General features: G+C 71.1%; 23 protein-coding genes and 1 pseudogene. 16 read left to right on the top strand and 8 right to left on the bottom strand.

The genetic code is table 11. The features are described 5' to 3' along the window. The first annotated feature begins 2 nt into the window (after nucleotides 1–2). Together NF20_RS10155 and NF20_RS10150 are read left to right on the top strand one after the other, a co-directional pair. Nucleotides 3–629, top strand: coding sequence for a PaaI family thioesterase (locus NF20_RS10155; RefSeq protein ID WP_009977804.1), 627 nt, complete (start codon nucleotides 3–5; stop codon nucleotides 627–629). 52 nt (nucleotides 630–681) lie between these two features. Further along, complete coding sequence (locus NF20_RS10150; RefSeq protein ID WP_019732297.1) at nucleotides 682–1,926, top strand: amidohydrolase; 1,245 nt, start codon at nucleotides 682–684, stop codon at nucleotides 1,924–1,926. Between the two features lie 13 nt (nucleotides 1,927–1,939). Here the strand turns inward: NF20_RS10150 and NF20_RS10145 are convergent, their stop codons facing one another. Continuing rightward, nucleotides 1,940–3,634, bottom strand: a complete 1,695-nt coding sequence (locus NF20_RS10145; RefSeq protein ID WP_019732295.1) for a Na+/H+ antiporter — start codon at nucleotides 3,632–3,634, stop codon at nucleotides 1,940–1,942. 98 nt (nucleotides 3,635–3,732) lie between these two features. Between NF20_RS10145 and thrS the strand changes: the two genes are divergently transcribed. The 10 genes and pseudogenes from thrS (at nucleotide 3,733) to NF20_RS10095 (ending at nucleotide 13,424) form a co-directional block, all read left to right on the top strand. Further along, nucleotides 3,733–5,787, top strand: coding sequence for a threonine--tRNA ligase (gene thrS, locus NF20_RS10140; RefSeq protein WP_009977800.1), 2,055 nt, complete (start codon nucleotides 3,733–3,735; stop codon nucleotides 5,785–5,787). Next, the gene (locus tag NF20_RS10135) at nucleotides 5,780–6,364 is read left to right on the top strand and encodes an HIT family protein (RefSeq protein WP_003878557.1); all 585 of its coding nucleotides are present in this window, start codon (nucleotides 5,780–5,782) and stop codon (nucleotides 6,362–6,364) included. Before thrS ends, NF20_RS10135 begins: the two co-directional genes overlap by 8 nt. 12 nt (nucleotides 6,365–6,376) lie before the next feature. Continuing rightward, complete coding sequence (gene pgsA / locus NF20_RS10130; protein ID WP_019733998.1) at nucleotides 6,377–7,018, top strand: phosphatidylinositol phosphate synthase; 642 nt, start codon at nucleotides 6,377–6,379, stop codon at nucleotides 7,016–7,018. 17 nt (nucleotides 7,019–7,035) lie between these two features. Continuing rightward, entirely contained in the window at nucleotides 7,036–7,977 is a 942-nt protein-coding gene (locus NF20_RS10125; protein WP_031347715.1) for a phosphatidylinositol mannoside acyltransferase, read from the top strand. After that, on the top strand, nucleotides 7,977–9,101 hold the full coding sequence (locus NF20_RS10120) for a glycosyltransferase family 4 protein (protein ID WP_019734308.1): 1,125 nt from the start codon (nucleotides 7,977–7,979) through the stop codon (nucleotides 9,099–9,101). Before NF20_RS10125 ends, NF20_RS10120 begins: the two co-directional genes overlap by 1 nt. Next, nucleotides 9,101–10,124: pseudogene (locus NF20_RS10115) on the top strand (NUDIX hydrolase). The gene NF20_RS10120 and the pseudogene NF20_RS10115 overlap by 1 nt, the downstream one beginning before the upstream one ends. A gap of 69 nt (nucleotides 10,125–10,193) precedes the next feature. Next, nucleotides 10,194–11,105, top strand: coding sequence for a pyridoxal 5'-phosphate synthase lyase subunit PdxS (gene pdxS, locus NF20_RS10110; protein ID WP_003878553.1), 912 nt, complete (start codon nucleotides 10,194–10,196; stop codon nucleotides 11,103–11,105). Nucleotides 11,106–11,114: 9 nt separating this feature from the next. After that, entirely contained in the window at nucleotides 11,115–11,951 is an 837-nt protein-coding gene (gene tesB, locus NF20_RS10105; RefSeq protein ID WP_033712750.1) for an acyl-CoA thioesterase II, read from the top strand. Further along, nucleotides 11,948–12,544, top strand: coding sequence for a pyridoxal 5'-phosphate synthase glutaminase subunit PdxT (pdxT, locus tag NF20_RS10100; protein ID WP_009977791.1), 597 nt, complete (start codon nucleotides 11,948–11,950; stop codon nucleotides 12,542–12,544). The genes tesB and pdxT overlap by 4 nt, the downstream gene beginning before the upstream one ends. A 127-nt stretch (nucleotides 12,545–12,671) precedes the next feature. After that, nucleotides 12,672–13,424: a YebC/PmpR family DNA-binding transcriptional regulator gene (locus NF20_RS10095; RefSeq protein ID WP_033712751.1), complete on the top strand. Its 753-nt coding sequence runs from the start codon at nucleotides 12,672–12,674 to the stop codon at nucleotides 13,422–13,424. 10 nt (nucleotides 13,425–13,434) lie between these two features. Here the strand turns inward: NF20_RS10095 and NF20_RS10090 are convergent, their stop codons facing one another. The 5 genes from NF20_RS10090 to NF20_RS10070 are packed head-to-tail and all read right to left on the bottom strand — an operon-like array spanning nucleotide 13,435 to nucleotide 17,065. Next, nucleotides 13,435–15,006: a polyamine aminopropyltransferase gene (locus NF20_RS10090; RefSeq protein ID WP_033712752.1), complete on the bottom strand. Its 1,572-nt coding sequence runs from the start codon at nucleotides 15,004–15,006 to the stop codon at nucleotides 13,435–13,437. After that, the gene (locus tag NF20_RS10085; RefSeq protein ID WP_023871238.1) at nucleotides 15,003–15,458 is read right to left on the bottom strand and encodes a DUF350 domain-containing protein; all 456 of its coding nucleotides are present in this window, start codon (nucleotides 15,456–15,458) and stop codon (nucleotides 15,003–15,005) included. Before NF20_RS10085 ends, NF20_RS10090 begins: the two co-directional genes overlap by 4 nt. A 44-nt stretch (nucleotides 15,459–15,502) precedes the next feature. Continuing rightward, nucleotides 15,503–15,934: a DUF4247 domain-containing protein gene (locus NF20_RS10080; protein ID WP_003872689.1), complete on the bottom strand. Its 432-nt coding sequence runs from the start codon at nucleotides 15,932–15,934 to the stop codon at nucleotides 15,503–15,505. Continuing rightward, the gene (locus NF20_RS10075) at nucleotides 15,931–16,434 is read right to left on the bottom strand and encodes a DUF2617 family protein (RefSeq protein WP_033712763.1); all 504 of its coding nucleotides are present in this window, start codon (nucleotides 16,432–16,434) and stop codon (nucleotides 15,931–15,933) included. The genes NF20_RS10080 and NF20_RS10075 overlap by 4 nt, the downstream gene beginning before the upstream one ends. Nucleotides 16,435–16,453: 19 nt before the next feature. Further along, nucleotides 16,454–17,065 carry a DUF4178 domain-containing protein gene (locus tag NF20_RS10070; RefSeq protein ID WP_011725491.1) on the bottom strand — a complete coding sequence of 204 codons (612 nt, stop codon included), beginning with the start codon at nucleotides 17,063–17,065 and terminating at the stop codon, nucleotides 16,454–16,456. Nucleotides 17,066–17,246: 181 nt separating this feature from the next. On the opposite strand from NF20_RS10070, the gene ruvC reads away from it, so the two are divergent. The 4 genes from ruvC (at nucleotide 17,247) to NF20_RS10050 (ending at nucleotide 20,674) form a co-directional block, all read left to right on the top strand. After that, a complete protein-coding gene (ruvC, locus tag NF20_RS10065; RefSeq protein WP_003877574.1) occupies nucleotides 17,247–17,813 on the top strand; it encodes a crossover junction endodeoxyribonuclease RuvC in 567 nt (188 codons plus the stop codon). Then, nucleotides 17,810–18,409, top strand: coding sequence for a Holliday junction branch migration protein RuvA (ruvA, locus tag NF20_RS10060; RefSeq protein WP_003872685.1), 600 nt, complete (start codon nucleotides 17,810–17,812; stop codon nucleotides 18,407–18,409). The genes ruvC and ruvA overlap by 4 nt, the downstream gene beginning before the upstream one ends. Nucleotides 18,410–18,461: 52 nt before the next feature. Beyond that, nucleotides 18,462–19,517 (top strand): Holliday junction branch migration DNA helicase RuvB, encoded by a 1,056-nt coding sequence (ruvB, locus tag NF20_RS10055; RefSeq protein WP_003872684.1) that lies wholly within the window; start codon nucleotides 18,462–18,464, stop codon nucleotides 19,515–19,517. 479 nt (nucleotides 19,518–19,996) lie between these two features. Beyond that, nucleotides 19,997–20,674, top strand: a complete 678-nt coding sequence (locus NF20_RS10050) for a hypothetical protein (RefSeq protein WP_019733000.1) — start codon at nucleotides 19,997–19,999, stop codon at nucleotides 20,672–20,674. 65 nt (nucleotides 20,675–20,739) lie between these two features. On the opposite strand, the gene car is transcribed toward NF20_RS10050, so the two are convergent. Together car and gabT are read right to left on the bottom strand one after the other, a co-directional pair. After that, a complete protein-coding gene (gene car, locus NF20_RS10045; RefSeq protein ID WP_033717270.1) occupies nucleotides 20,740–24,261 on the bottom strand; it encodes a carboxylic acid reductase in 3,522 nt (1,173 codons plus the stop codon). A gap of 162 nt (nucleotides 24,262–24,423) precedes the next feature. Continuing rightward, complete coding sequence (gene gabT, locus NF20_RS10040; RefSeq protein ID WP_023861190.1) at nucleotides 24,424–25,764, bottom strand: 4-aminobutyrate--2-oxoglutarate transaminase; 1,341 nt, start codon at nucleotides 25,762–25,764, stop codon at nucleotides 24,424–24,426. Between the last annotated feature and the right edge of the window lie 111 nt (nucleotides 25,765–25,875).

Raw genomic sequence — 25,875 nt, 5'->3', positions numbered from 1 at the left:
GTGTGGTGGTGGCCGAACATCAACGACACCCCGGCGGTGGGTTCAATCCGCCCGAACCGACCACCAAGGGCGGGCCCGACTACGGCCGGTTCATCGACGCCGTGCGCGCGCTGCAGGATCACGCTCGCGCCGTCGACGCCCCCGACGAGGTGATCACCCAGGCCGCCGACCAGCTGGAGAAGGTGTCGGCGCTGCTGGCGCCGTTCGACGCCGACGAGTGGGCGTCGCCGTCGGGCCGGCGGATGGATCTGCCGATGCGCGGCAACATCCTGACCATCCCGATGTCGGCCCAGAAGGGTGCGGACGGCCGCATGCACGGCCGGGCCCGCTTCGCCCGCTTTCACTTGGGCCGCAACGGCGCCGTGCACGGCGGGTCGCTGGGGATGCTGTTCGACACCGTGCTGGGCCTGACCGCCTCGGTGCTCACCGGCAGCCGGCGCCAGCGCACCGCCTACCTCAAGATCGACTACCGCAGCATCGTCCCGATCGAGACCGAGCTGCAGTTCGACGCCGGCGTCGACCGGGTGGACGGGCGCAAGATCTTCGTGTCCGGCCGGCTGACCCACGGCGAGCGGTTGCTGACCGAGGCCGACGCGCTGTTCGTGCGGCTCAAACCCGGCCAACCGTGATCCGAGTGGGTACCCACCCCGCATGACTGGATCCGCATCGCCCCGCGGCCCGGTGCTCGCGGGTTTGCCCGGGATCCGTGGCTGGCAGGAGGACCTGTACCGCGACCTGCACCGGCATCCGGAACTGTCACACCAGGAACACCGCACCGCGGCGGTGGTGGCCGAGCGGCTGCGCGGCTTCGGTTACGACGTGCACGAGGGCGTCGGAGGCACCGGCGTGGTCGGGGTGCTGCGCAACGGCACCGGCCCGGCCGTCCTGCTGCGCGCCGACATGGACGCGCTGCCGGTGCGCGAAGACACCGGCCTGCCGTACGCCAGCGCCGTCACCGCCACCGACCCGCGCGGCGACGAACGGCCCGTCATGCACGCCTGCGGGCACGACATCCACGTCACCTGCCTGCTGGGCGCCGCGTCGCTGCTCGCCGGGGCGCGCGAACACTGGCGCGGCAGCCTGGTCGCGGTCTTCCAGCCCGCCGAGGAGCTCGGCGACGGCGCGCGCCGCATGGTCGACGACGGGCTGGCGAGGCTGGTCGGTCACGTCGACGTCGCCCTGGCCCAGCACGTGCTGCCGTTTCCGGCCGGCCAGATCGTCACCCGATCGGGGCCCTTCATGGCCACCGCCGACAGCATGCGGGTCACGGTGTACGGCCGGGGCGGCCACGGGTCGATGCCGCAGACGACCGTCGATCCCGTCGTGCTCGCCGCCATGATCGTGATCCGGTTGCAGACCGTCGTCTCGCGCGAGGTGGCGCCCACCGAGACCGCGGTGCTGACGATCGGCAGGATCGAGTCGGGCGCCAAGAGCAACGTGATCGGCGACCACGCGGTGCTGGAGCTGAACCTGCGCACCTTCAGCGGCCGGACCCGCGACCGGATGCTCGACGCGGTCCGGCGCATCGTCACCGCCGAATGCCAGGCGTCCGGGTCTCCGCGGGACCCCGAGTTCGAGATGATGAACCACTTCCCGGCCACCGACAACGACCCCGCGGTCACCGCGCGGGTGCGGGCGGTGTTCGCCGAGCATTTCGGCGACCGGGCGACGGAGATTCCCGCGCAGACCGGAAGCGAAGACTTCAGCAACATCGCCACCGGGCTCGACGCGCCGTACAGCTATTGGGGTTTCGGGGGAGCCGACCCCGGCGCGTATCGGCGCGCCGAGGCGGCGGGCCGGCTGGCCGAGGACATCCCCGTCAACCACTCCGGGAGGTTCGCCCCCGTCATCCAGCCCACCCTCGACACCGGCACCGAGGCGCTGACCGTCGCCGCGCTGGCCTGGCTGGCCCCTAGCGCGTCCTGAAATCAACTGGGGCTCAACGCTTTTGACTGCGTCGGGGGGATCGCGGCAACCCCATCGGCAGCATGCTCTCCTCGTGGTCAAGTTCGCGTTCGATCGCGCGCAGGCTCTGGTCGGGCAGCATGCCCGCGTCGCGCCAGCGCACGAGTTCGTCGCGCTGGGCGTCGATGGCCACCCGGCGCAGCCCCACGGCGGCCTCGTAGGCGGGGGCGGCGGGCAACTCGTCGACGTCCGACAACAGGGTGAGCCGGTGTTCGTAGCGCTCCAGCTGCGCCGACAACTGTTGGCGCACACCGTCGATCACCCGGGGATCGACGTCGGCGCCGTCCTCGGGGTCCAGCGAGTCGAGCCGGTCCAGGGCGGCCCGCAGCGCGGCCGCCCGGGCCCGGTTGCGCAGCCGCAGCTCGTCGGTGGTCTTGGCGCGCAGGCCCAGGGCGCGCACCAGCGGACCGAAGGTGACACCCTGTCCGATCAGCGTCACCAGCACCACCACCAGGGTGCAGAACAGCAGCAGGTCGCGGTCGGGAAACGGCGCGTTGCCCTCGGTCAGCACCGGCACCGCGAAGATCGCGGCGAGGCTGACCACGCCGCGGGTGCCGGCCCAGCTCAGCACGACGATCTCGCGGCCGCTGAGCCGCTCGCGGGTGCGCTCGGGCCGCGGCTCGGCGTCATCGGTCGCCGAATCGTCAACGTTGCCCAGCCGGGTGTGCAGCGACCGGGGCAGCGACTGGGTGAGCAGCAGCCACAGCGGCCGGACCAGCAGAACCACCGCGACGGTCACCCCGACCGCCACCAGGATCGTCGACAACGCGTAGCCGCCCAGCTCGTCCAGGATCACCGGCACCTGATGGCCGATCAGCAGGAACACCACGCCCTCGAGCAGGAAGTTGACCAGCCGCCAGACGGCGCGGGTCTGCAGGCGGCTCGCCCCGGATTCCACCCGCGGCGAGTCGTGGCCGACGATCAGCCCGCACACCACGACGGCCAGCACGCCGGAGGCGGACAGCTTCTCGGCGACCAGATAGGTGAGAAACGGCGTGGCCAGCGAGATGGCGTTGGCGGTCAGCACGTCGTGCCGCCACCGGCGCAGCAGGCGCCGGGCGTAGGCGAACACCTGGCCCACCACCAGGCCGCCGACTGCCGCCAGCACGAACTCCCGGATCGCCGACGGCGCCGAGAACGCGGCCCCGCGCGCCACGGTGACGGCGACCGCGAGCGTGGTCAGCGCGGTCGCGTCGTTGAGCAGCCCCTCGCCCTCGATCAGCGTGACGATGTTGAGCGGCAGGCCCTCCTTGCGGGCGACGGCGAGCGCGGCCACCGGATCGGTCGGCGCCACCGCCGCGCCCAGCACCATGCCCACCGCGAGCGTCGCGCCGCCCACGAGCAGGCTGAACGCGACACCGACCGACGCAGCGGTCAGCAGCACGAGGACGACCGACAGGCTGACCACCGTGCGCAGATTGCGGCGGATGCCGACCAGTGACGATTCCAGCGCCGCGTGGTAGAGCAGGGGCGGCAGGATGCAGGTCATCACCACGTCGGGCTCGAGGCCGATGGTCGGCCCCGGCAGCAGCGCCTGCCCGATGCCGACCAGGACCAGCAGCGTCGCGCTGGGCAGGCGGGTGCGCTCGCTGATCCAGTCGACCAGCACGATGACCGCGATGGCGGCGAGCAGCAAGGTCAAAGCCGTCTGCGCGCCCATCGACCTCATTGTGCCGGACCGGACGGTGGCTACTCGACGGCCCTGCTCGCCCTTCGGCCGCCCCGATAGCATGGTCGTCGACCCTGCGAGCCTTGGAGACCGCCACAATGACCGTCCCCGCAACCGATTCCTGGCCAGCCCCGATCCGGGTGCCGGCCGGGACCACCGCCGCCGCCGCGGTGCGCGACGCGGGGCTGCCGGGCCGGGGAGCGCCCGACGCCGTCGTGGTGGTGCGCGACGCCTCGGGCACGCTGCGCGACCTGAGCTGGGTGCCCGACACCGACGCCGAGGTCGTCCCCGTCGCGGCCAACACCGACGAGGGCCGCAGCGTCATCCGGCACTCGGCGGCACACGTGCTGGCCCAGGCCGTGCAGGAGTTGTTCCCGCAGGCCAAGCTGGGCATCGGCCCGCCCATCACCGACGGCTTCTACTACGACTTCGACGTGCCCGAGCCGTTCACGCCGGAGGATCTGGACAAGCTGGAAAAGCGGATGCGCCAGATCGTCAAGGAGGGCCAGCTGTTCTCCCGGCGGGTGTACGAGTCCAAGGAGCAGGCGCGCGCCGAGCTGGCCGGCGAGCCCTACAAGCTGGAACTGGTCGACGACAAGTCCGGTGACCCCGACATCATGGAGGTCGGCGGCGACGAGCTCACCGCCTACGACAACCTCAATCCCCGTACCCGGGAACGGGTTTGGGGTGATTTGTGCCGCGGGCCGCACATCCCGACCACCCGCCACATCCCGGCCTTCAAGCTGACCCGCAGCTCGGCGGCCTACTGGCGGGGCGATCAGAACAACGCCAGCCTGCAACGCATCTACGGCACCGCGTGGGAGTCGCAGGAGGCGCTGGACGACCACCTGCGGCTGATCGAGGAAGCCCAGCGGCGCGACCACCGCAAGCTGGGCAGCGAGCTGGACCTGTTCAGCTTCCCCGACGAAATCGGTTCGGGCTTGGCGGTTTTCCACCCCAGGGGCGGGGTGGTGCGCCGGGAGCTGGAGGAGTATTCGCGGCGCAAGCACATCGAGGCCGGCTACGAGTTCGTCAACACCCCGCACATCACCAAGGCGCAGCTGTTCCACACCTCCGGGCACCTGGACTGGTACGCCGACGGGATGTTCCCGCCCATGCACCTCGACGCCGAATACGACGACGATGGGACGGTGCGCAAGCCCGGGCAGGACTACTACCTCAAGCCGATGAACTGCCCGATGCACACGCTGATCTACCGGTCCCGCGGGCGGTCCTACCGCGAATTGCCGTTGCGGCTCTTCGAATTCGGCACCGTGTACCGCTACGAGAAGTCCGGCGTGGTGCACGGGCTGACCCGGGCGCGCGGGTTCACCATGGACGACTCACACATCTTCTGCACCCGCGAGCAGCTGCACGGCGAGCTGGCTTCGCTGCTGCGGTTCGTGCTCGAGCTGCTGGGCGACTACGGGTTGACCGACTTCTACCTGGAGCTGTCCACCAAGGACCCGGACAAGTTCGTCGGCTCCGACGAAATGTGGGAGCAGGCCACCACTTCGCTGGCCGACGTGGCCGCCGAGTCCGGCCTGGAGCTGGTGCCCGATCCGGGCGGGGCGGCGTTCTACGGCCCGAAGATCTCGGTGCAGGCCCGCGACGCGCTGGGCCGCAGCTGGCAGATGTCGACGATCCAGGTGGACTTCAACTTCCCGGAGCGATTCGAGCTGGAATACACCGCGTCCGACGGCACCCGGCAGCGGCCGGTGATGATCCACCGCGCGCTGTTCGGGTCGATCGAGCGGTTCTTCGGCATCCTGACCGAGCACTACGCGGGCGCGTTCCCGGCCTGGCTGGCGCCGGTGCAGGCGGTGGGCATCCCGGTCGCCGACGAGCACGTGCCCTACCTGGAAAGCGTTGCCGCACAGCTGAAGTCGCACGGGGTGCGGGTGGAGGTGGACGCCAGCGACGACCGGATGGCCAAGAAGATCGTGCACCACACCGCGCAGAAGGTGCCGTTCATGCTGCTGGCCGGCGACCGGGACGTGGCCGCGGGGGCGGTCAGCTTCCGGTTCGGCGACCGCACCCAGATCAACGGCGTGCCCCGCGACAGCGCGGTCGACGCGATCGTCAAGTGGATCGCCGACCGCGAGAATTCCGTCCCCAGCGCCGAACTCGTGAAAGTGTCCAGTGGTGAGTGATCCCGAACAGGCCGAGCAGGACGCCGAGCGCACCATCCTGGACCGCGGTGTCGGCGAGCAGGACCACCTGCAGCGGTTGTGGACGCCGTACCGGATGACCTATCTGGCCGAGGCGCCGATGAAGCGCGGCCCCAACTCGTCGGGCAAGAGCGAGCAGCCGTTCACCGACATTCCGCAGCTGACCGACGAGGACGGCCTGGTGGTCGCGCGCGGCGAACTGGTCTACGCCGTGCTCAACCTCTACCCCTACAACCCGGGGCATCTGATGGTGGTGCCCTACCGGCGGGTCTCCGAGCTCGAGGACCTGACCGACGCGGAGAGCGCGGAGCTGATGTCGTTCATACAGAAGGCGATTCGCGTCATCAAAAACGTGTCACGCCCGCACGGGTTCAACGTCGGCCTGAACCTGGGCACCTCGGCCGGCGGGTCGCTGGCCGAGCATCTGCACGTGCACGTCGTGCCGCGCTGGGGTGGGGACGCGAACTTCATCACCATCATCGGCGGGTCGAAGGTGATCCCGCAGTTGCTGCGCGAAACCCGCCAGCTGCTGGCCACCGAGTGGGCCAAGCAGTCGTGAGCCCACACCGCCATGAGTAAGGTGCCGTTTTTATCCCGCGCGGCGTTCGCGCGGCTGACGACTCCCACCGCCCGGGCCTGCCTGCGGCTGGGCCTGACCCCCGACGTCGTCACCGTCGCGGGCACCATCGTGGCGGTGGCCGGGGCGCTGATCCTGTTCCCGATCGGCGAGCTGTTCGTCGGCACGCTGGTGGTCTGGTTCTTCGTGCTGTTCGACATGCTCGACGGGGCGATGGCGCGGGAGCGCGGCGGGGGCACCCGGTTCGGCGCGGTGCTGGACGCCACCTGTGACCGGCTCAGCGACGGCGCGGTGTTCGGCGGGCTGCTGTGGTGGGTGGCCTTCGGCCTGCACGACGAACCGTTGGCGGCGGCCACGCTGATCTGCCTGGTCACCTCCCAGGTGATCTCCTACATCAAGGCCCGGGCCGAGGCCAGCGGGCTGCGCGGCGACGGCGGCATCATCGAGCGGCCCGAGCGGCTGATCATCGTGCTGGTCGGCGCCGGGCTGTCCGACCTTCCCGGCTACCCGCTGCCGTGGGCGCTGCCGGTGGCGATGTGGGCGCTGGCGGCGGCCAGCCTGGTCACCTGCGCGCAGCGGCTGCACACCGTGCGGACCTCGCCGGGCGCCACCGACCGAGGATCGGACGCGCCGTGATGCCCACCCCGCCGGGGATGAGGGCGATCACCGCGCCGGGCCGGCTGGCCGGCCGGCTGGTGGGCGGCGTCGGCGCCGACTGGGCGTACGCGACGGGCTGGATGGCGGTGCGGGCGATGCCGGAGTTCGCCGCCCGCAACGCCTTTGACGCCGCCGCGCGCTACGCGGCCCGCGGCGGCGGCCCCGACCAGCTGCGCAAGAACCTGGCCCGGGTGCTGCGGGTGCCGCCCGCCGACGTCCCCGACGCGCTGATGCGGGCCTCGCTGGCCTCCTACGCCCGCTACTGGCGCGAGGCCTTCCGGCTGCCCAGCATGGACCTGACCGAGCTGGGCCGCCGGCTACAGGACTCGGTGCGCGGCGAGGACAACCTGGACGCCGCGCTGCGCGCGGGACGCGGCGCGGTGATCGCGTTGCCGCACAGCGGAAACTGGGACATGGCCGGCGTCTGGCTGGCCCAATCGCACGGCACCTTCACCACCGTCGCCGAACGTCTCAAACCCGAGTCGCTGTATCGGCGGTTCATCGCCTACCGCGAACGGCTCGGGTTCGAGGTGCTGCCGCTGTCCGGGGGCGAGCGGCCGCCCTTCGAGGTGCTGTGCGACCGGCTGCGGGCCAACCGGGTGGTGTGCCTGATGGCCGACCGCGACCTGACCCGCACCGGTGTGCAGGTCGACTTCTTCGGCGAGGCCACCCGGATGCCGGCCGGGCCGGCGAAGCTGGCCATCGCGACCGGCGCGGCGCTGCTGCCGGTGCACGTGCATTTCGAGGGCGAGGGCTGGCGGTTTTTGATCTACCCGGCGCTGGACTGCAGCAGCGGCGACGTCGGCGCCATCACCCAGGTGCTGGCCGATCACTTCGAGAAGAACATCGCCGCCCACCCCGAGGACTGGCACATGATGCAGCCGCAGTGGCTGGCCGACCTCCCCGACTCCACGCGGGCCCGGTTGAGGGACAGCTGATGCGGATCGGGATGGTCTGCCCCTACTCGTTCGACGTTCCGGGCGGGGTGCAGTCGCACGTCCTGCAGCTGGCCGAGGTGATGCGGTGCCGCGGGCACGACGTCAGCGTGCTGGCGCCGGCCTCGCCGCACGCCGTGCTGCCCGGCTACGTCGTCTCGGCGGGCAAGGCCGTCCCGATTCCCTACAACGGCTCGGTGGCCCGGCTGCGGTTCGGCCCGGCCACCCACCGCAAGGTGAAAAAGTGGCTCGTGGACGGCGATTTCGACGTGCTGCACCTGCACGAGCCCAACGCGCCGAGCCTGTCGATGCTGGCGCTGAACATCGCCGAGGGGCCGATCGTGGCGACGTTTCACACCTCGACCACCAAATCGCTGACCCTGACCGTGTTCCAGGGGATCCTGCGCCCGATGCACGAGAAGATCGTCGGCCGGATCGCGGTCTCCGACCTGGCCCGGCGCTGGCAGATGGAGGCGCTGGGCACCGACGCGGTGGAGATCCCCAACGGCGTCGACGTCGCCTCGTTCGCCTCGGCGCCGCGGCTGGACGGTTTCCCGCGGGCCGGCAAGACGGTGCTGTTTTTGGGGCGCTACGACGAGCCGCGCAAGGGCATGGCGGTGCTGCTCGACGCGCTGCCGCGGCTGGTCGAGCGGTTCGCCGACGTGCAGCTGCTGGTGGTCGGTCGCGGCGACGAGGACCAATTGCGCACGCAGGCAGGCGAATTGGTGAAGCACATCCGCTTCCTCGGCCAGGTCGACGACGCCGGCAAGGCGTCGGCCATGCGCAGCGCCGACGTGTACTGCGCACCCAACCTGGGCGGGGAGAGCTTCGGCATCGTGCTGGTCGAGGCGATGGCCGCCGGCACCCCGGTGGTGGCCAGCGACCTGGACGCCTTCCGGCGGGTGCTGCGCGACGGCGAGGTGGGCGCTCTGGTGCCCGTCGGCGACGGCGACGCGCTCGCCGATGCGCTGATCGCGGTGCTGGAGGATGATGTGCTGCGGGACGGCTACGTGGCCGCCGGGCAGGCGGCCGTCCAGAGCTACGACTGGTCGGTGGTGGCCAGCCAGATCATGCGGGTGTACGAGACGGTCGCCGCGACGGGCGCCAAGGTTGAGGTGGCCAGTTGATGACGTGGGTGATGGTCGGCATCGCGATCCTGGTCGCGGTGCTGGCGGTGGTCGGCGTCTGGGCGTACCGGACCGCCAACCGACTGGACCGGCTGCACGTCCGCTACGACCTGTCCTGGCAGGCGCTCGATGGCGCGCTGGCCCGGCGCGCGGTGGTGGCGCGCGCCGTGGCGATCGACGCCTACGGCGGTGCCTCCGAGGGCGCCGGCTGGCGGCGCTGGCCGACGCCGCCGAGGCCGCGCCCCGGGCCGCCCGCGAGGCGCGCGAGAACGAGCTGTCGGCCGCGCTGGCCGCCGTCGACCCGGCGTCGCTGCCGGCCGGGCTGATCGCCGAGCTGGCCGACGCCGAGGCCCGGGTGCTGCTGGCCGCCGCTTCCACAACGACGCGGTCCGCGACACCCTGGCCCTGGCCGAACGGCGCCTGGTGCGGCTGCTGCATCTCGGTGGAACCGCCGCGCTGCCCAGCTATTTCGAGATCGTGGAGCGGCCGCACGCGCTGGCGCACGGCGATCACGGCGTGCTCAACCACCGCACCTCGGCCCGGGTGGTGCTGCTCGACGACCGCGGCGCCGTGCTGCTGCTGCGCGGGTCGGACCCGGCCCTGGCCGGCCAGCCGGCACCCAAGTGGTGGTTCACCGTGGGCGGCGAGGTGCAGCCGGGCGAACGGCTGGCCGAGGCCGCCGCGCGGGAGCTGGCCGAGGAGACCGGCCTGCGGGTCGCGCCGTCCGAGCTGGTCGGACCGGTGTGGCGGCGCGACGAGGTCTTCGAGTTCAACGGCTCGCTGATTGACAGCGAGGAGTTCTACTTCGTCTACCGCACGCAGCGCTTCGAGCCGTCCCGGACGGGCCGAACCGAACTGGAACACAGCTACATCCACGGCCACCGCTGGTGTGACGCTGCCGACATCGCCCAGCTCGTCGCGGCGGGGGAGACGGTGTACCCGCTGCAGCTGTCCGGGCTGCTCACCGACGCGGCCGCGCTGGCCAGCGGCCGCACCCCCGGCCCGCTGCTGTCGATCCGCTGACTCCGCCGGTCAACGCGGGGCCGGGTCGCCTCACTAGACTGGGTCGACAACGTTGAAGGAGATCGAGCAGTGAACACCGCCCATTCACCGGACGGCAGCGGGCGAACCGGGACCGCGCGGGTCAAGCGCGGCATGGCCGAAATGCTCAAGGGCGGCGTCATCATGGACGTCGTCACCCCCGAGCAGGCCAAGATCGCCGAGGGCGCCGGCGCCGTCGCCGTGATGGCCCTCGAGCGGGTGCCCGCCGACATCCGCGCCCAGGGCGGGGTGTCGCGGATGAGCGACCCGGACATGATCGAGGGCATCATCTCCGCGGTCACCATCCCGGTGATGGCCAAGGCCCGCATCGGGCATTTCGTCGAGGCGCAGATCCTGCAGAGCCTGGGCGTGGACTACATCGACGAGTCCGAGGTGCTCACCCCCGCCGACTACACCCACCACATCGACAAGTGGAAGTTCACCGTGCCGTTCGTGTGCGGGGCGACCAACCTGGGCGAGGCGTTACGACGCATCAACGAGGGCGCGGCGATGATCCGCTCCAAGGGTGAGGCCGGCACCGGCGACGTCTCCAACGCCACCACCCACATGCGGGCCATCGGCGGCGAGATCCGCCGCCTGATGTCGCTGTCGGAAGACGAGTTGTACGTCGCCGCAAAGGAATTGCAGGCCCCCTACGAACTCGTCGTCGAGGTGGCCCGGGCCGGCAAGCTGCCGGTCACCCTGTTCACCGCCGGCGGCATCGCCACCCCGGCCGACGCGGCGATGATGATGCAGCTCGGCGCCGAGGGCGTGTTCGTCGGCTCCGGCATCTTCAAGTCCGGCGACCCCGCCCAGCGCGCCGCCGCGATCGTCAAGGCCACCACCTTCTACGACGACCCCGACGTGCTGGCCAAGGTGTCACGCGGGCTGGGCGAGGCGATGGTCGGCATCAACGTCGAGCAGATCGCGCAGCCCGAACGGCTGGCGGAACGCGGCTGGTAAGAACAATCCGTGTCGATCGAGCAGATCCTTGATCTCGAGCAACTCGAGGTCAACATCTACCGCGGGGGCGTCTTCAGCCCGGATTCCGGATATTTCCAGCGCACCTTCGGCGGCCATGTGGCCGGCCAGTCGCTGGTGTCGGCGGTGCGCACGGTCGACCCGCGCTACCAGGTGCACTCGCTGCACGGGTACTTCCTGCGGCCCGGGGACGCCAAGGAGCGCACGGTGTTCATCGTGGAGCGCACCCGCGACGGCGGCTCGTTTGCCACCCGGCGGGTCAACGCCATTCAGCATGGCGAGATCATCTTCTCCATGGGCGCGTCGTTCCAGACCGACCAGGAGGGCATCCACCACCAGGACGCCATGCCGGCCGCGCCGCCCCCGGACGGCCTGCCCGGCCTGGACTCGATCAAGGTGTTCGACGACGCCGGGTTCAAGCAGTTCGAGGAGTGGGACGTCTGCATCGTGCCGCGGGAGAAGCTGCAGCTGACCCCGGGCAAGGCGTCCCAGCAGCAGGTGTGGTTCCGCCACCGCGACCCGTTGCCCGACGACCCGGTGCTGCACATTTGCGCGCTGGCCTACATGAGCGACCTGACGCTGCTGGGCTCGGCGCAGGTGACCCACCTCGATGTGCGCGAGCACCTGCAGGTGGCGTCGCTGGACCACGCCATGTGGTTCATGCGGGCGTTCCGCGCCGACAAGTGGCTGCTCTACGACCAGTCCTCGCCGTCGGCCAACGGCGGCCGCTCGCTGTGCCAGGGCAAGATCTTCACCCAGTCCGGCGAGATGGTGGCCGCGGTCATGCAGGAGGGGCTGACCCGCTTCCAGCGGGGATATCGGCAGTGAGCGCCCCGCGGATCGGGGTGCTGGCGCTGCAGGGCGACACCCGCGAGCATCTGGCCGCGCTGCGCGAGGCCGGGGCCGAGTCGATGCCGGTGCGCCGCCGCGGCGAGCTCGAGGCGGTCGACGGGCTGGTCATCCCCGGCGGGGAATCGACCACCATGAGCCACCTGCTCAAAGACCTCGACCTGCTGGAGCCGCTGCGGGGGCTGCTGGCCGACGGCCTGCCCGCCTACGGCGCCTGCGCCGGGATGATCCTGCTGGCCAGCGAGATCCTGGACGCCGGCGCCGGCGGGCGGGAGGCGCTGCCGCTGCGGGCGATCGATATGACGGTGCGCCGCAATGCTTTTGGACGCCAGGTCGACTCGTTCGAGGGTGACATCGCGTTCGCGGGACTGGACGGGCCGGTGCGCGCGGTGTTCATCCGCGCGCCCTGGGTGGAGCGCGCCGGCGACGGCGTCGAGGTGCTGGCCCGCGCCGCCGGTCACGTCGTCGCGGTGCGCCAGGGCGCCAGGCTGGCGACGGCGTTTCACCCCGAGATGACCGGCGACCGGCGCATCCACCGGCTGTTCGTCGACCTGGTCACCGGGGTGGTCTGAGCGCCGGCCGTCACGCTGGCGTGACGCTCGGCGACGACGGTCACGCTGGCGTGACGCTCGGCGCTTTCGGCGCCCACGTAGACTCGTCTGGCGACTTTCGACGAGATAGAAGAGGTACGACACACCGATGAGCGGCCATTCCAAGTGGGCCACCACCAAGCACAAGAAGGCCGTCATCGACGCCCGCCGCGGCAAGATGTTCGCCCGGCTGATCAAGAACATCGAGGTCGCGGCCCGCGTCGGTGGCGGTGATCCGGCGGGCAACCCGACGCTCTACGACGCGATCCAGAAGGCGAAGAAGAGCTCGGTGCCCAACGAGAACATCGAGCGGGCCCGCAAGCGCGGCGCCGGCGAGGAGGCCGGCGGCGCCGAATGGCAGACCATCACCTACGAGGGGTATGCGCCCAACGGCGTGGCGGTGCTGATCGAGTGCCTGACCGACAACCGCAACCGCGCCGCCAGCGAGGTGCGGGTGGCGATGACCCGCAACGGCGGCACCATGGCCGACCCCGGCTCGGTGTCCTACCTGTTCTCCCGCAAGGGCGTCGTCACCTGTGAGAAGAACGGCCTGACCGAGGACGACATCCTGGCGGCCGTGCTGGATGCCGGCGCCGAAGAGGTCGAGGACCTCGGCGATAGCTTCGAAATCATCTGCGAGCCAACCGATCTCGTCGCGGTGCGGACGGCGCTGCAGGACGCGGGCATCGACTACGACTCCGCCGAGGCGGGATTCCAGCCTTCGGTGACGGTGCCGCTGGACGCCGACGGCGCGCAGAAGGTGATGCGGCTGGTCGACGCGCTCGAGGACAGCGACGACGTCCAGGACGTGTGGACCAACGCCGACATTCCCGACGAGATCCTGGCCCAGATCGAGGAGTGACGCAGGCCGATCAGTCGTAGCCGTGCCGCATGTCGCCGACGATGCGCGGATTGTCCAGCGTCGAGGGTTCCAGCGGGCGCGGCCCGACGTCGCCGGAGAACACCACCGCGGCCTGCAGCACCCGCTGATCGAGGAAGCGCAGCGGCGGCGCGTCGGGCGGCACCTTGGGCGCGGGCGGGGTGTCGCCGCGCTGGGCCAGCACGAAGCCCCAGTCGCCGAACGTGGGCACATGCACGTGATAGGGCGTGACGGCGTAGCCGGCCGCCCGGATGGTCGACACCGTGCGCCAGTACGCCGTCGGGGTGGAGAACGGGCTGCCCGCCTGCACCACCAGCAGCCCGCCGGGCGCCAGCGCGTGGGCGGCCAGCGCGTAGAACTCGGTGGAGTACAGCCGCCCCAGCACCGGGGTGTCGGGGTCGGGCAGGTCGACGATGACCGCGTCGAACCGATCCGGGTTCGGCCCGCGCAGCCAGGCCATCGCGTCCCCGGTCAGCACCCGCACCCGCGGGTTGTCCAGCGAACCGCCGTTGGCGGCGCGCAGCGTGGTGCGGGCGATCTCGATGACGGCGGGGTCGAGTTCGACCTGCACGATCCTGGAAATGCCGGGCTGGCGCAGTAATTCGCGCGCGGCCAGGCCGTCGCCGCCGCCGAGCACCAGCACCGACCGGGCGCCGTTGCCGAGTGCGGGGTAGACCAGGCTCTCGGTGTAGCGGTACTCGTCGCGGGTGGAGAACTGCAGCCCGCCGTCCAGGTACAGCCGGGTGTCGTCACCGCGGCGGGTCACCACGATCTCCTGGTAGGGCGTGTGCCGGTAGGCGATGATCGGGTCGGCGTAAAGCCTTTGCCTGCTGGTGGTTTCGACGTCCGCCGAGCGCAGCAGCAGGGTGGCCAGCAGCGCCAGCGCGGCGGCCAGCGCGCACAGCGCCAGCGCCAGTTGCTGCGCCGAAACCACTTGCCGCAGCAGGAAAATCGCCACCACGGCGGCCGCCGCCAGGTTGATCATGCCGGTGGCGGCCGCGCCCCGGATCATGCCCAGCTGCGGCAGCAGCAGGAACGGCCACACCAGCCCGCCGAGCAACGCGCCGAGGTAGTCGGCGGCGTTGAGGTTGGCCAGCGTGCGGCCGGCGTCGGCGGGCCCGGCCGTCCGTCCGCGCTGCAGCAGCGTCATCAGCAGCGGCACCTCGGCGCCGACCAGGCCACCGATCAGCGCCGTGCTGACCGCCAGCACCCAGGTCGACCCGACCGAGCCGTCCAGGAACGCGAACACCACGTACAGCGCGGCCGCCGACAGCCCGCCCACCACGCCCAGCAGCGCCTCGACCGTGATGAAGCCGAGCGCGGCGTGCGCCAGCAGCGGTTTGGCCAGCAGCGCGCCCACCCCCAGCGCGGCGATGTAGCCGGCCACGATCAGCGAGGTGGCGACGATGCCGCCGCCGTCCAGGCTGGCCGACAGCGTCAGCAGCGCGAGTTCGTAGATGATGCCGCAGGCCGCGCACGCCGCGACGGCGGCCAGCAGCAGCGCCCGCCACCGCCCCGGCGACGGCGGCGCGGCCTCGGGCGCGCTGACCTCGACGGTGCTCATGACACCGCCGCGGCGGTCACTCCTCCCACCGCGAGCAGGATCAGCGCCACCGCGAACGATCCCGGGTGCAGCTGCGGCTCCTCGACGTGCTCGTGGAAGCTGCCCGGGATCAGCAGGTGCATCGCCAGCAGCGCCACCCCGAGCAGGATGACGCCCATCAGCCCGTACACCGCCACCCCGACCAGGCCCTGGCCCAGCTGGCTGTAGCTGTTGGCGATGGCGGTGATGATCACCGCGGTCAGCGCGATGTACATCGCGCCCGCCACGACGACGGCGTTGGGCCGGCGGTCGATGAACACCAGTTGGCGCAGCTTGCCCGGGGTCAGCAGGTCGACCGCGTAGAACCCGACCAGCAGCACGGCCATGCCGACTGCGAAGTACAGGATGGTCGCGACCGCGCCCTTGAGGACGGGATTGAGGTCGACGGTGCCGATCTCGACGGCGAGGTACATGGTTGTCTCCTTTGCGTTGTGGATCCGCTGCTACGGCCGGGCCGTCACTTGGTGCCGCCCGGCCCGCCGGGGGTGCCTCCGGCGCCGCCGGACGGCGACCCGGGGAAGAAGCCCGGGCCGAGGAAGACGAAGGCGCCGTGGCTGTATCCGGCGCTCAGCGGCTCGACGCGAATGCTGCACGGGTAGTTGCCGTCCGGGCCGACGATCACGATGTCGTTGCTGTAGCGCAGGTATTCGGTCTTGTTGTCGTCGGCCCGCGCCGCGGGCTCGGCGTACTCGGACAGCGTGTCGGCCACCTGCTCGGGCGAGCCGGTGCACTGGTAGCGGGTGCCGTTCACGTCGCGGGCGTACTCGTGGTAGTGGCCGGCCACATAGGACGCAATGTTCTTCTGCAGCAAGATGATTCCGGTCACCAGGCACACCACCGCGGCGACGGCCAGGGCGCCGGCGATGACGAACAGGCGGTTGCGGCTCACGGATGCCACCGGCTGGCGGTGCGAACGACGGTCCCGCCGCGGCCGGCGGGGCGGTCGGGATACAGGTGCCAGGTCCGCCAGCGCCAGCCGGCGCCGTCGGGCCGGGCGGCCAGCACGGTCAGCGCGGCGCCGTCGCCGGGGAAGCTGCCGCCCAGCCAGCCGGGCCGGCGCGCGCACCGGTCGCGAAGGTCGTCGGCGAGCCGGCGAAAGCTCGCCGCGTCACGGGCGTCGGTGCGGGAGCGCAGGCGGTAGCCGGGCGCCTCGGCGCGCGCGGGCAGGTCGGCGCCGAAACTGCGTGCGGTGCAAGAGATTTCCTCGGAGAACGCATGCTCGACCGCGACGACGTGCGACGCGCCCAGCACCCCGAGCAACAGCGCGCCGCCGCCGGGATGGTCCAGCCGATGGCTGACCAGCGGCGCCGGCACCGGCGCGTTGAGCGCCAGGCCCAGCTTCTCCCCGGACACGTCCGCGGGGGTCACGGCGAGCTGATGAAGGGGCACCGGGTTGACCTTCTGCGCGTCAGGCCGAACTCGGTGGCGGCGCGGCATACACGGTGATCTCGCCGGGCGACACCGGCTTGCCCGTCGACACCTCCCACGGCATGTCCGGGGCCCAGCGCTCGAACGACAGCAGCGCCGTCTCGTCGGCGTTGGTGCAGTCGACGAATTCCATCTCGCCGCCGGCCGGCAGCCCGGTGGTGCCCTCGGTGGTGTAGGAGGCGCGGCCGCGCTCGGACTCGTGGAACGTCACGCCGTCGACCACGTAGTTGTCGCCGGGCCGCAGCGACAGGTCCTTGCGGGTCACCCACAGGGCCAATTGCAGCCGCCCGTCGTCTTCTTCGACGCTGAACCACAGCGGCTGGTCGCCGCCTTCCAACAGGTGCTCCCACCACACGAACGGGCCCTCGCGGTAGGTGACCGAGCCGCGCACGATGTAGTCGGTGCCGCCGTAGCTGACGACGGCGCCAGGCCCGAGTTGGCGCGGACCGAACTGCGGCAGCGCGTCCGCGGCGAGCGGATCGGGCCGCCCGGCCGGGCGCGCGGGTTGCTTGGGCCGTCGCAAAGCCACCACGAGCACCACGATCGACGCGATGAACAGCACGATGGCGAGCATGACCAGCAGAGATCCCACGCCAACCCCTCCGTTGCCACCTTGCTCGAGCGAACGTGGGCTAAAGCTAACAGCTTTTCGGTGGCCGCGGCGCCGTAACGTCTCGACCGGGAATCGGCGCCCGCGCCGCGTGTCCTACCCGGGCCGGTCGGCGCCGGCCGCTAGGCTATCGAACAGCTGTTCTACTAGGTGGGAGCGGGTAATGCGGGTGATGGGCGTCGACCCCGGCCTGACCCGGTGCGGGCTGTCGGTGGTGGAAAGCGGGCGCGGTCGCACCGTCGTCGCGCTGGACGTCGACGTGGTGCGCACCCCGTCGGACGCGCCGCTGGCCGAGCGGCTGCTGAGCATCAGCGACGCGGTCGAGCATTGGCTGGCCACCCATCAGCCGGACGTGGTGGCCATCGAGCGGGTGTTCTCCCAGCTGAATGTGACGACCGTGATGGGCACCGCCCAGGCCGGCGGCGTGGTGGCGCTGGCGGCGGCCAAACGCGGCATCGGCGTGCACTTCCACACCCCCAGCGAGGTCAAGGCCGCGGTGACCGGCAACGGCGCCGCCAACAAGGCCCAAGTCACCGCCATGGTCACCAGAATCCTTGCGCTGCAAGCCAAACCGACACCCGCAGACGCCGCCGACGCGCTGGCGCTGGCCATCTGCCACTGCTGGCGGGCGCCGATGATCGCCCGGATGGCGCGGGCCGAGGCGCTGGCGGCCCAGCAGCGGCAGAAATACAAGGACAAGGTGGACGCGACGCTGAGGGCCGCGCGATGATCGCCTCGGTGCGCGGCGAGGTGCTCGAGGTGGCGCTCGACCATGCCGTGATCGAGGCCGCCGGTGTCGGCTACCGGGTCAACGCGACGCCCTCGACGCTGTCCACGCTGCGCACCGGGACGCAGGCCCGGCTGATCACCGCGATGATCGTCCGCGAGGATTCGATGACGTTGTACGGCTTCACCGACGCCGAGACCCGCGATTTGTTCCTGACCCTGCTGTCGGTGTCGGGCGTCGGCCCGCGGCTGGCGATGGCGACGCTGGCCGTGCACGACGCCGGCGCGCTGCGCCAGGCCCTGCACGACGGCGACGTCGCCGCGCTGACCCGGGTGCCCGGGATCGGCAAGCGCGGCGCCGAGCGGATGGTGCTGGAGCTGCGCGACAAGATCGGCGCGGCCGGGGCCGCGGGCGCCCCGGCGGGCGCGGCCCGCAACGGCCACGCGGTGCGCGGCCCGGTGGTCGAGGCGCTGGTCGGCCTCGGCTTCGCCGCCAAGCAGGCCGAGGAGGCCACCGACAAGGTGCTGGCCGCCGAGCCCGAGGCCGGCACCTCCGGCGCGCTGCGCGCCGCCCTGTCGTTGCTGGGGAAGTCCCGATGACCGCCACCGCCGACGACGATGCAGAGCGAAGCGATGAGGAGGAGCGGCGCAGATGACCGCCCATGACGCCGACTGGTCGGACCGCGACGTCTCGGGCGCCCTGGTACCCGGCGAAGGCGACATCGACGTCAGCCTGCGACCCCGCTCGCTGCGCGAATTCATCGGCCAGCCGCGGGTGCGCGAACAGCTGCAGCTGGTCATCGAGGGCGCCAAGAACCGCGGCGGCACCCCCGATCACATCCTTCTGTCCGGCCCGCCGGGGCTGGGCAAGACGTCGCTGGCCATGATCATCGCCGCCGAGCTGGGCTCGTCGCTGCGGGTGACGTCCGGCCCGGCGCTGGAACGCGCGGGCGACCTGGCGGCCATGCTGTCCAACCTGGTCGAGCACGACGTGCTGTTCATCGACGAGATCCACCGCATCGCCCGGCCGGCCGAGGAGATGCTCTACCTGGCGATGGAGGACTTCCGGGTCGACGTGGTGGTCGGCAAGGGCCCGGGGGCGACGTCGATCCCGCTGGAGGTGGCGCCGTTCACCCTGGTCGGCGCCACCACCCGGTCCGGCGCGCTGACCGGCCCGCTGCGGGACCGGTTCGGCTTCACCGCGCACATGGACTTCTACGAGCCGGCCGAGCTGCAGCAGGTGCTGGCCCGCTCGGCCGGCATCCTGGGCATCGAGCTGGGCGCCGAGGCGGCCGAGGAGATCGCCCGGCGCTCGCGCGGCACACCGCGGATCGCCAACCGGCTGCTGCGCCGGGTCCGCGACTTCGCCGAGGTGCGCGCCGACGGGGTGATCACCCGTGACGTCGCCAAGGCCGCGCTGGCCGTCTACGACGTCGACGAACTCGGCCTGGACCGGCTGGACCGCGCCGTGCTCACCGCGCTGACCCGCAGCTTCGGCGGCGGCCCGGTCGGGGTGTCGACGCTGGCGGTGGCGGTGGGCGAGGAGGCCGCCACGGTCGAGGAGGTGTGCGAACCGTTCCTGGTCCGCGCCGGCATGGTGGCCCGCACGCCGCGCGGCCGGGTGGCCACCGCCCAGGCCTGGACACACTTGGGCATGGTCCCCCCGGCCGGGGCCGCCGGGCTGGGTCAACCCGGTCTGTTCGACTGACCGGCTCGACCACCCGGCGGTGTTACTGCCCCTCCACATCTTTGTGATGGAATCGTTGGCCTGGACCTCGCCGCGCGCCCGGGCCGCCGTCGGCGCCACCGCCGGCGGGGACCGAGACCACCGCGGCGCCCGGCTTCCACCAACCCGTTCCCCTGCCGCCGTCGGCGCCTCGGGAACCGACGCAATCCTCTTGGGGCACAAGGCCATTGGTGTGTGCGCCGGTGTCGGGTCGAGGGCCGCGGCGGCGGTGCCGCCGGTGGGTCTGCGCGGAGCGGGGCGCGGGCCGTACCGTCCCCGGGCGGCTGCGGGCGGCCCCGACGAGGGCCGCGGGTCGCCGGACTTCACCAGTAACAGCAGCCTCACCAGCCTCAATGGCCACCGGGGGCGGTGGCTTTGACCCCGCCGCGTGGGTTACTAGTGGAAACCGCCGGGTACCCATGTCCAGCCGGAAATACGCCGGTATTCAACGAGGGGATGTCATGAAATACGCAGAGGACGGCCACACCCGCGGGCTGAGCATGCCGCGCTCGCGCGGCGCGGTCAGCGGACTGCTCCTGGTGATCCTGGGAGCTTGGGGGGCGTTAATACCGTTTGTGGGTCCACACTTCAATTTCGCCTACACGCCGGACAGAGACTGGGCCTGGAGCTCGGCCCGCGGCTGGCTGGAGGTGGCGCCGGGCGCGGCCACCGCGCTGGGTGGGCTGTTGCTGATCGTCGCCGGCAACCGGGTCGCGGCGATGCTGGGCGGCTGGCTGGCCGTGCTGGCCGGCGCTTGGTTCGTGGTGGGCGGTCAGCTCGCCCCGCTGCTGGGCATCGGCTCGGCCGGTGACCCGATCGCCGCGACCGAGCGCAAGCGCGCGCTGCTCGAGGTCACCTATTTCTCGGGCCTGGGCGCGCTGATCATCTTCGTGGGCGGCGTCGTGCTGGCCCGCGCCAGCGCGCGCCTGGCCCGTGACGTGCAGCCACTGGCGTCCGACGCCCCGGCGGCGCCGGCCGTTGAGCCGTACCGGGATCCGGCCTACGACCCGGCCGACGTCTCCTCGGGGGCGCTGACCAAACCGCGGACCTCGGCCGACCCCGAGCCGAAGCGGGGATGGCGCAAGAACCGCGCCGGCGGCAACGCCGCGTACCTGCGCTGGCCGCACCCGCAGCAGTAGTTATCCGTCGATCAACGCCAATCGCCCAGTCCCGCAACGGGACTGGGCGATTGCGTTCTTGACCGTCAGAGCAGCCCGAGCAGCTGCAGGTCGGTGATGTACTTGACGATGACCGGCGGCGACACGTGCGGAATGTCTTTGTCGGGGCCGATTTTCGCCTCCTGCACCGCTGCCCGGAACACGTCGGTGGGAGCTATCGACCCGTTGATCGGCTTCTCCGGCGTGCGGTAGTTGTGCAGCAGCGGCAGCAGCGAGTACTGGCGCTGCCGGTCCGGCAGGGCCCGCAGCGAGGTCTCGAACCGCCGCAGCCATTCGGAGTAGTCGGCGATCCGCTCGATCGAATAGCCGGCGTCCACCAGCCAATCGACGTACTCGTCCAGACCGATGCCGTCGTCGTAGGGGTTCATCACGTGGTAGGTCTGGAAGCCGGTGTCGCTGTCGGTGATCTGCGAACCCAGCGTCGAGATCGCCGCGGCGATGAACTCGACCGGCAGGCCGTCGTAGTGCGCCCGCTGCCGGTTGCCGTCGGCATCGAGCTCGTAGAACGAGCCGGGCGCGATCCCGGTGGCCACCAGGCTCAGCATCAGCCGGGTGAACATGTCCGGCAGGTTGAGCTGCCCGGCATACGTGGTGTCGGCCAGGATCATGTCGCAGCGGAACACCGCGACGGGCAGCCCGCACAGGTCGTGCGCCTCGCGCAGCAGCACCTCGCCGGCCCACTTGCTGTTGCCGTAGCCGTTGGCGTAGCCGTCGTTGATCGCCCGGGTGGCGCTCATCTGCCGGATGTCGGCGTTCTCGACGAACTTGCCCGGCTCGATCTGGTCGCCCACGCCGATGGTGGACACGTAGGTGTACGGCTTTTGCTTGGACGTCAGCGCCAGCCGGATCAGCTCCGCGGTGCCCAGCGCGTTGGGCCCGAACAGCTCGCTGTACGGCAACACGTGGTTGACCAGCGCGGCGGGGTCGACGATCACGTCGACCGTGTCGGCCAGTCGTTGCCAAACGTCTTGGCCCAGGCCCAGATTGGCCTCGCCCTTGTCGCCGGCGATGACCTCCAGGTGATCGGCGGCCAGCTGCTGGTAGTGCGCGAGCAGCTTCGGGTCGCCGCTGTCGAAGGTCTTGTCCAGCCGGGCGCGTGCCTCCTCGTCGGAGCGGGCCCGGACCAGGGCGATGACCTTGCCGTCCACCATGTCCATCCGCTCCAGCCATTCCAGGGCCAGGTAGCGGCCCAGGAAGCCGGTGGCGCCGGTCAGCAGCACGGTGCGCACCTCGGTGGCCGGCTTGGGCAGGTTCGGCGCGGCGGCCAGCGTCTCGGCGTCGAGGAACTTGTCCAGCGTCAGGTCGGCGGCGCGCACCACGGTCGCGTCCCGGCCGTGCACCGAGGCGAACGTCGGGCGCTTGCTGCCCTGCCGCTCGGCCTCGATGTAGCTCGCGATGGCCGCCAGGTCGTTGGCCGGGCTGACGATGACGCCCACCGGCACGTCGACGTCGAAGATCTCGCGCAGCAGGTTGCCGAATGTCAACGCCGACAACGAGTCTCCGCCCAGATCGGTGAAGTGGGCGTCGGGGGACAGGTCGGAGGCGGCCGAACCCAGCATGGCGCCCGCGGCGCGGCTCACGGTCTGCAGCACCGGCGCCTGGGCACCGTTGCGGCGCAGCTCGGCCAGCTCGTTGGCCTGTCCGGCGGCCAGGTCGGCGTACATCTGCTCCAGCCGTTCCCCGTAGTGCTGCTTCAGTTTCGGCCACGCCAGCTTCCGGATCCCGGTCAGCAGACCGTTTTCCAGGTTGAACGGGGTGGTCTCGATGATGAAGTCGCGCGGCACCTCGTAGGACTGCAGGCCGGCCTCCTTGGCGACCTGCTGCAGCGAGTCGGCGATCTTGGGCTTGAGCGTCTCGGGGTCATCCGAGGCCAGCGCCTCCTCGGTGGGCACCACGACCGCCAGCAGGTAGGGCTGGGCGCTGTTGCCGTAGACGTAGATCTGGCGGATCAGCGGGCTGTTGCCGAACACCGCCTCCAGCTTGGCCAGCGTGACGAATTCGCCCTGCGCCAGCTTGAGCACGTTGTTGCGGCGGTCGACGTAGACCAGCCGGTCGGGGGCGATCTCGGCGAACACGTCGCCGGTGCGGTAGTAGCCGTCCTCGTCGAAGACGCCCGCGGTGGTTTCGGCCCGCTTGTAGTAGCCCGGGAACATGTTCTCGGTGCGCAGCAGCAGCTCGCCGCGCGGATGCGGCCGGTCGGTGCTGAAGTAGCCCAGGTCCGGCACGTCGACCAGCTTGTAGTCGATCACCGGCGGGCGCTGAATCTCCCCGTCGAACAACACCATTCCGGCCTCGGTGGAGCCGTAGCCGTCCATCAGGTGCATTTCGAGCAGCGACTCGACCCAGTTGCGCAGCTCCGGCGAGATGGGCGCCGAGCCCGTCATCGCGAAGGTGAACCGCCCGCCGAGCAGGTACTGGCGCTGCTCGGCCAGCACCTCGGCCTCGACGCCGCGACGTTCGCCGGCGTCCCCGGCCTCGGAGAGCCGCCGCTCGACCTGACGCTGGAATTCGCCGTACAGCGTCTCCCAGATCCGCGGGACGAAGTTGAGCTCGGTGGGCCGCACCAGCTCGAGGTCCTCGAGCAGGGTGGACAGGTCGCTGCGGGCGGCGAAGTAGGCGGTGCCGCCGTTGCCCAGCGTGCCGTAGAGGATGCTTCGGCCCATCACGTGGCTCATCGGCATGAAGTTCAGGGTGATCGACGCGGCGCTCTCGCCGAACCAGTTCTTGCTGCCGCGGCGCCACATCTTGCCGACGTTGCTCTGCGGGTACATCGCGCCCTTGGGGGCGCCGGTTGACCCGGAGGTGTAGATCAGCAGGGCCAGCGAGTCCTCGTCGGCGGGCGGCTCCGCGACGGCGGGCAGGTCCTTGCCGCGCTCCAGCAGCTCGGCCAGCGTCTGGACGGCCACGCCGGTGCCGGACAGCCGCGCCGCGGCGTCCTGGACGGCCTCGCGCTGGTCGTCGACCTGCGGGTGGTAGTCGAACACCACAAGCCGGGTGGGCGCCTGCTCGGCGCCGGTGATCAGCTGCACCGCGTCGGACAGCTGGTTCACGCTGGACGCGATCAGGGTGGGCTCGGTCTCGGCCACGATCGGCTGCAGCGAGCTGATTGCCGCGCTGGTCTGCAGCGGCACCGAGACGGCGCCGATGGCGCCCAGCGCCATGTCGATGGTGGCGTAGTCGACGCTGTTGAAGCCCAGCACGCACACCCGGTCGCCGGGGTGCACCGCGTCGTCGGACAGGGCGCGGCCCAGCGCCGAAACACGCTGCGCCACTTCGCCGTACGTGATGGTCTCGAACCGGGGGAGCAGCTGCGCCGACGTGCGCCCGGTCTTGGCGTCCGTGACGAACTCCACCACGCGCTGTCCCAGCGCCGGCCGGTCGGCGTAGCCGTCGAGCACGGTCCGGATGATCTGCGGCAGCCGCAGCCCGGGCTGTTCGAGGGCGGCGGTGATCGCCGGGTCGGGTTGGGCGGCGGCGAATTGCGGGTCGGTGGCGATGAGTTCGTGGACGCGACGGTCGAGTCGTTCGTCATGGGTGGCAGTCGACATAACAGATCCCTTGCGAATGAAAAATAACGAGTCAAATGAGCGCTGTCGGCATTGACATGGCGCTGATGTATAGAACGTTAGCTAAAGTAACGGTATTCCACCATGACCCGGCCGCCGTGGTGTCTGTGAGATTGCGCACCCGAGCCGGAGACCCGACGGGGTTTACAGGTCGGCCAACAACCCGCCGAGAATGTCGATGCCCTCGGCGAGCAGCTCGTCGCTGATGGTCAGCGGCGGCAGCAGCCGGATGATGTTGCCGAACATGCCGCAGGTGAGCACGATGACGCCGGCCGCGTGCGCGGCGACGGACAGCCGCTGGGTCAGGTCCTTGTCCGGCTCGGCGGTGCCGGACTTCACCAGTTCGATGGCGATCATGGCGCCCCGACCGCGGACGTCGCCGATCCGGTCGTCGCGGGCCTGCAGGCGCAGCAGCGGTTCGGTGATCAGGCGTTCCAGCTGCCGGGCCCGTTCGATCAGGCCGTCGCTCTCGATCGTCTCGATGGTGGCCAGCGCCGCCGCGCACGCCAGCGGGTTGCCGCCGAAGGTGCCGCCCAGGCCCCCGACGTGCGGGGCGTCCATGATCTGGGCGCGGCCGGTGACCGCCGACAGCGGCAGCCCGTCGGCGATGGCCTTGGCGGTGCAGATCAGGTCGGGCTCGATGCCCTCGTGCTCGCAGGCGAACATGGCGCCGGACCGCGCGAACCCGGTCTGCACCTCGTCGGCGATGAACAGCACGTCGTTGCGGCGGCACCAGTCCAGCAGGGTGGGCAGGAATCCCTCGGCGGGAACGATGAACCCGCCCTCGCCCTGGATCGGTTCGATGATCACCGCGGCCAGGCTGTCGGCGCCGATCTGGCCGTCGATGATGTTGATGGCCCGCGCGGCGGCCTTCTCCCCGTCGGTGGCCAGTTCCTTGTCGAGCAGCCCGTCCCGGTAGGGGTAGGACAGCGGCGCCCGGTAGATCTCCGGCGCGAACGGGCCGAAGCCGCCCTTGTAGGGCATCGACTTCGCGGTCAGCGCCATCGCCAGGTTGGTGCGGCCGTGGTAGGCGTGGTCGAAGGCCACCACGGCCGGCTTACGGGTGTAGGCGCGGGCGACCTTGACGGCGTTCTCGACGGCCTCGGCGCCGGAGTTGAACAGCACCGAGCGCTTTTCACCGGCCCCGGGGGTGATCCGGTTCAGCGTTTCGGCGACGGCGACGTAGGACTCGTACGGCGTCACCATGAAGCAGGTGTGGGTGAACTCGGCCACCTGGGCGCGCACCGCGTCGACCACCCGGGGCGCCGAGTTGCCGATGGTGGTCACGGCGATCCCGGAGCCGAGGTCGATGAGCCGGTTGCCGTCGACGTCCTCGACGATGCCGCCGCCGGCGCGGGCGACGAACACCGGCACCGACACGTTCACCGCGTGCGACACCGCGGCCGCGCGGCGTTTGCTCAGTTCCAGCGACGCCGGGCCGGGGATCTCGGTGACCAGCCGGCGAGTCTGCTCGAGCCTGGCCACCAGTTGCTCCTCCCCGCGGCGCGCGTGTCACGTCGCGTCCAAAGCCTATCGAGCTTGGCGCCGGCGGGCACCGCGGCCGCGCGCGACCCGCGGCCTGCCAGACTGAACGGG

This window comes from Mycobacterium sp. MAC_080597_8934, from assembly GCF_000523975.1.
Classification (GTDB): Bacteria; Actinomycetota; Actinomycetes; order Mycobacteriales; family Mycobacteriaceae; genus Mycobacterium; species Mycobacterium avium.
This window is presented reverse-complemented; position numbering and strand designations above follow the sequence as displayed.

What these genes read in the sequence shown, in the direction of transcription:
- NF20_RS10145 (WP_019732295.1), bottom strand. Translation starts at nt 3,634, where the DNA reads ATGAGGTCGATGGGCGCGCAGACGGCTTTGACCTTGCTGCTCGCCGCC.
- thrS (WP_009977800.1), top strand. Translation starts at nt 3,733, where the DNA reads ATGACCGTCCCCGCAACCGATTCCTGGCCAGCCCCGATCCGGGTGCCG.
- pgsA (WP_019733998.1), top strand. Translation starts at nt 6,377, where the DNA reads ATGAGTAAGGTGCCGTTTTTATCCCGCGCGGCGTTCGCGCGGCTGACG.
- NF20_RS10125 (WP_031347715.1), top strand. Translation starts at nt 7,036, where the DNA reads ATGAGGGCGATCACCGCGCCGGGCCGGCTGGCCGGCCGGCTGGTGGGC.
- NF20_RS10120 (WP_019734308.1), top strand. Translation starts at nt 7,977, where the DNA reads ATGCGGATCGGGATGGTCTGCCCCTACTCGTTCGACGTTCCGGGCGGG.
- NF20_RS10095 (WP_033712751.1), top strand. Translation starts at nt 12,672, where the DNA reads ATGAGCGGCCATTCCAAGTGGGCCACCACCAAGCACAAGAAGGCCGTC.
- NF20_RS10090 (WP_033712752.1), bottom strand. Translation starts at nt 15,006, where the DNA reads ATGAGCACCGTCGAGGTCAGCGCGCCCGAGGCCGCGCCGCCGTCGCCG.
- NF20_RS10085 (WP_023871238.1), bottom strand. Translation starts at nt 15,458, where the DNA reads ATGTACCTCGCCGTCGAGATCGGCACCGTCGACCTCAATCCCGTCCTC.
- ruvC (WP_003877574.1), top strand. Translation starts at nt 17,247, where the DNA reads ATGCGGGTGATGGGCGTCGACCCCGGCCTGACCCGGTGCGGGCTGTCG.
- ruvA (WP_003872685.1), top strand. Translation starts at nt 17,810, where the DNA reads ATGATCGCCTCGGTGCGCGGCGAGGTGCTCGAGGTGGCGCTCGACCAT.
- ruvB (WP_003872684.1), top strand. Translation starts at nt 18,462, where the DNA reads ATGACCGCCCATGACGCCGACTGGTCGGACCGCGACGTCTCGGGCGCC.
- NF20_RS10050 (WP_019733000.1), top strand. Translation starts at nt 19,997, where the DNA reads ATGAAATACGCAGAGGACGGCCACACCCGCGGGCTGAGCATGCCGCGC.
- car (WP_033717270.1), bottom strand. Translation starts at nt 24,261, where the DNA reads ATGTCGACTGCCACCCATGACGAACGACTCGACCGTCGCGTCCACGAA.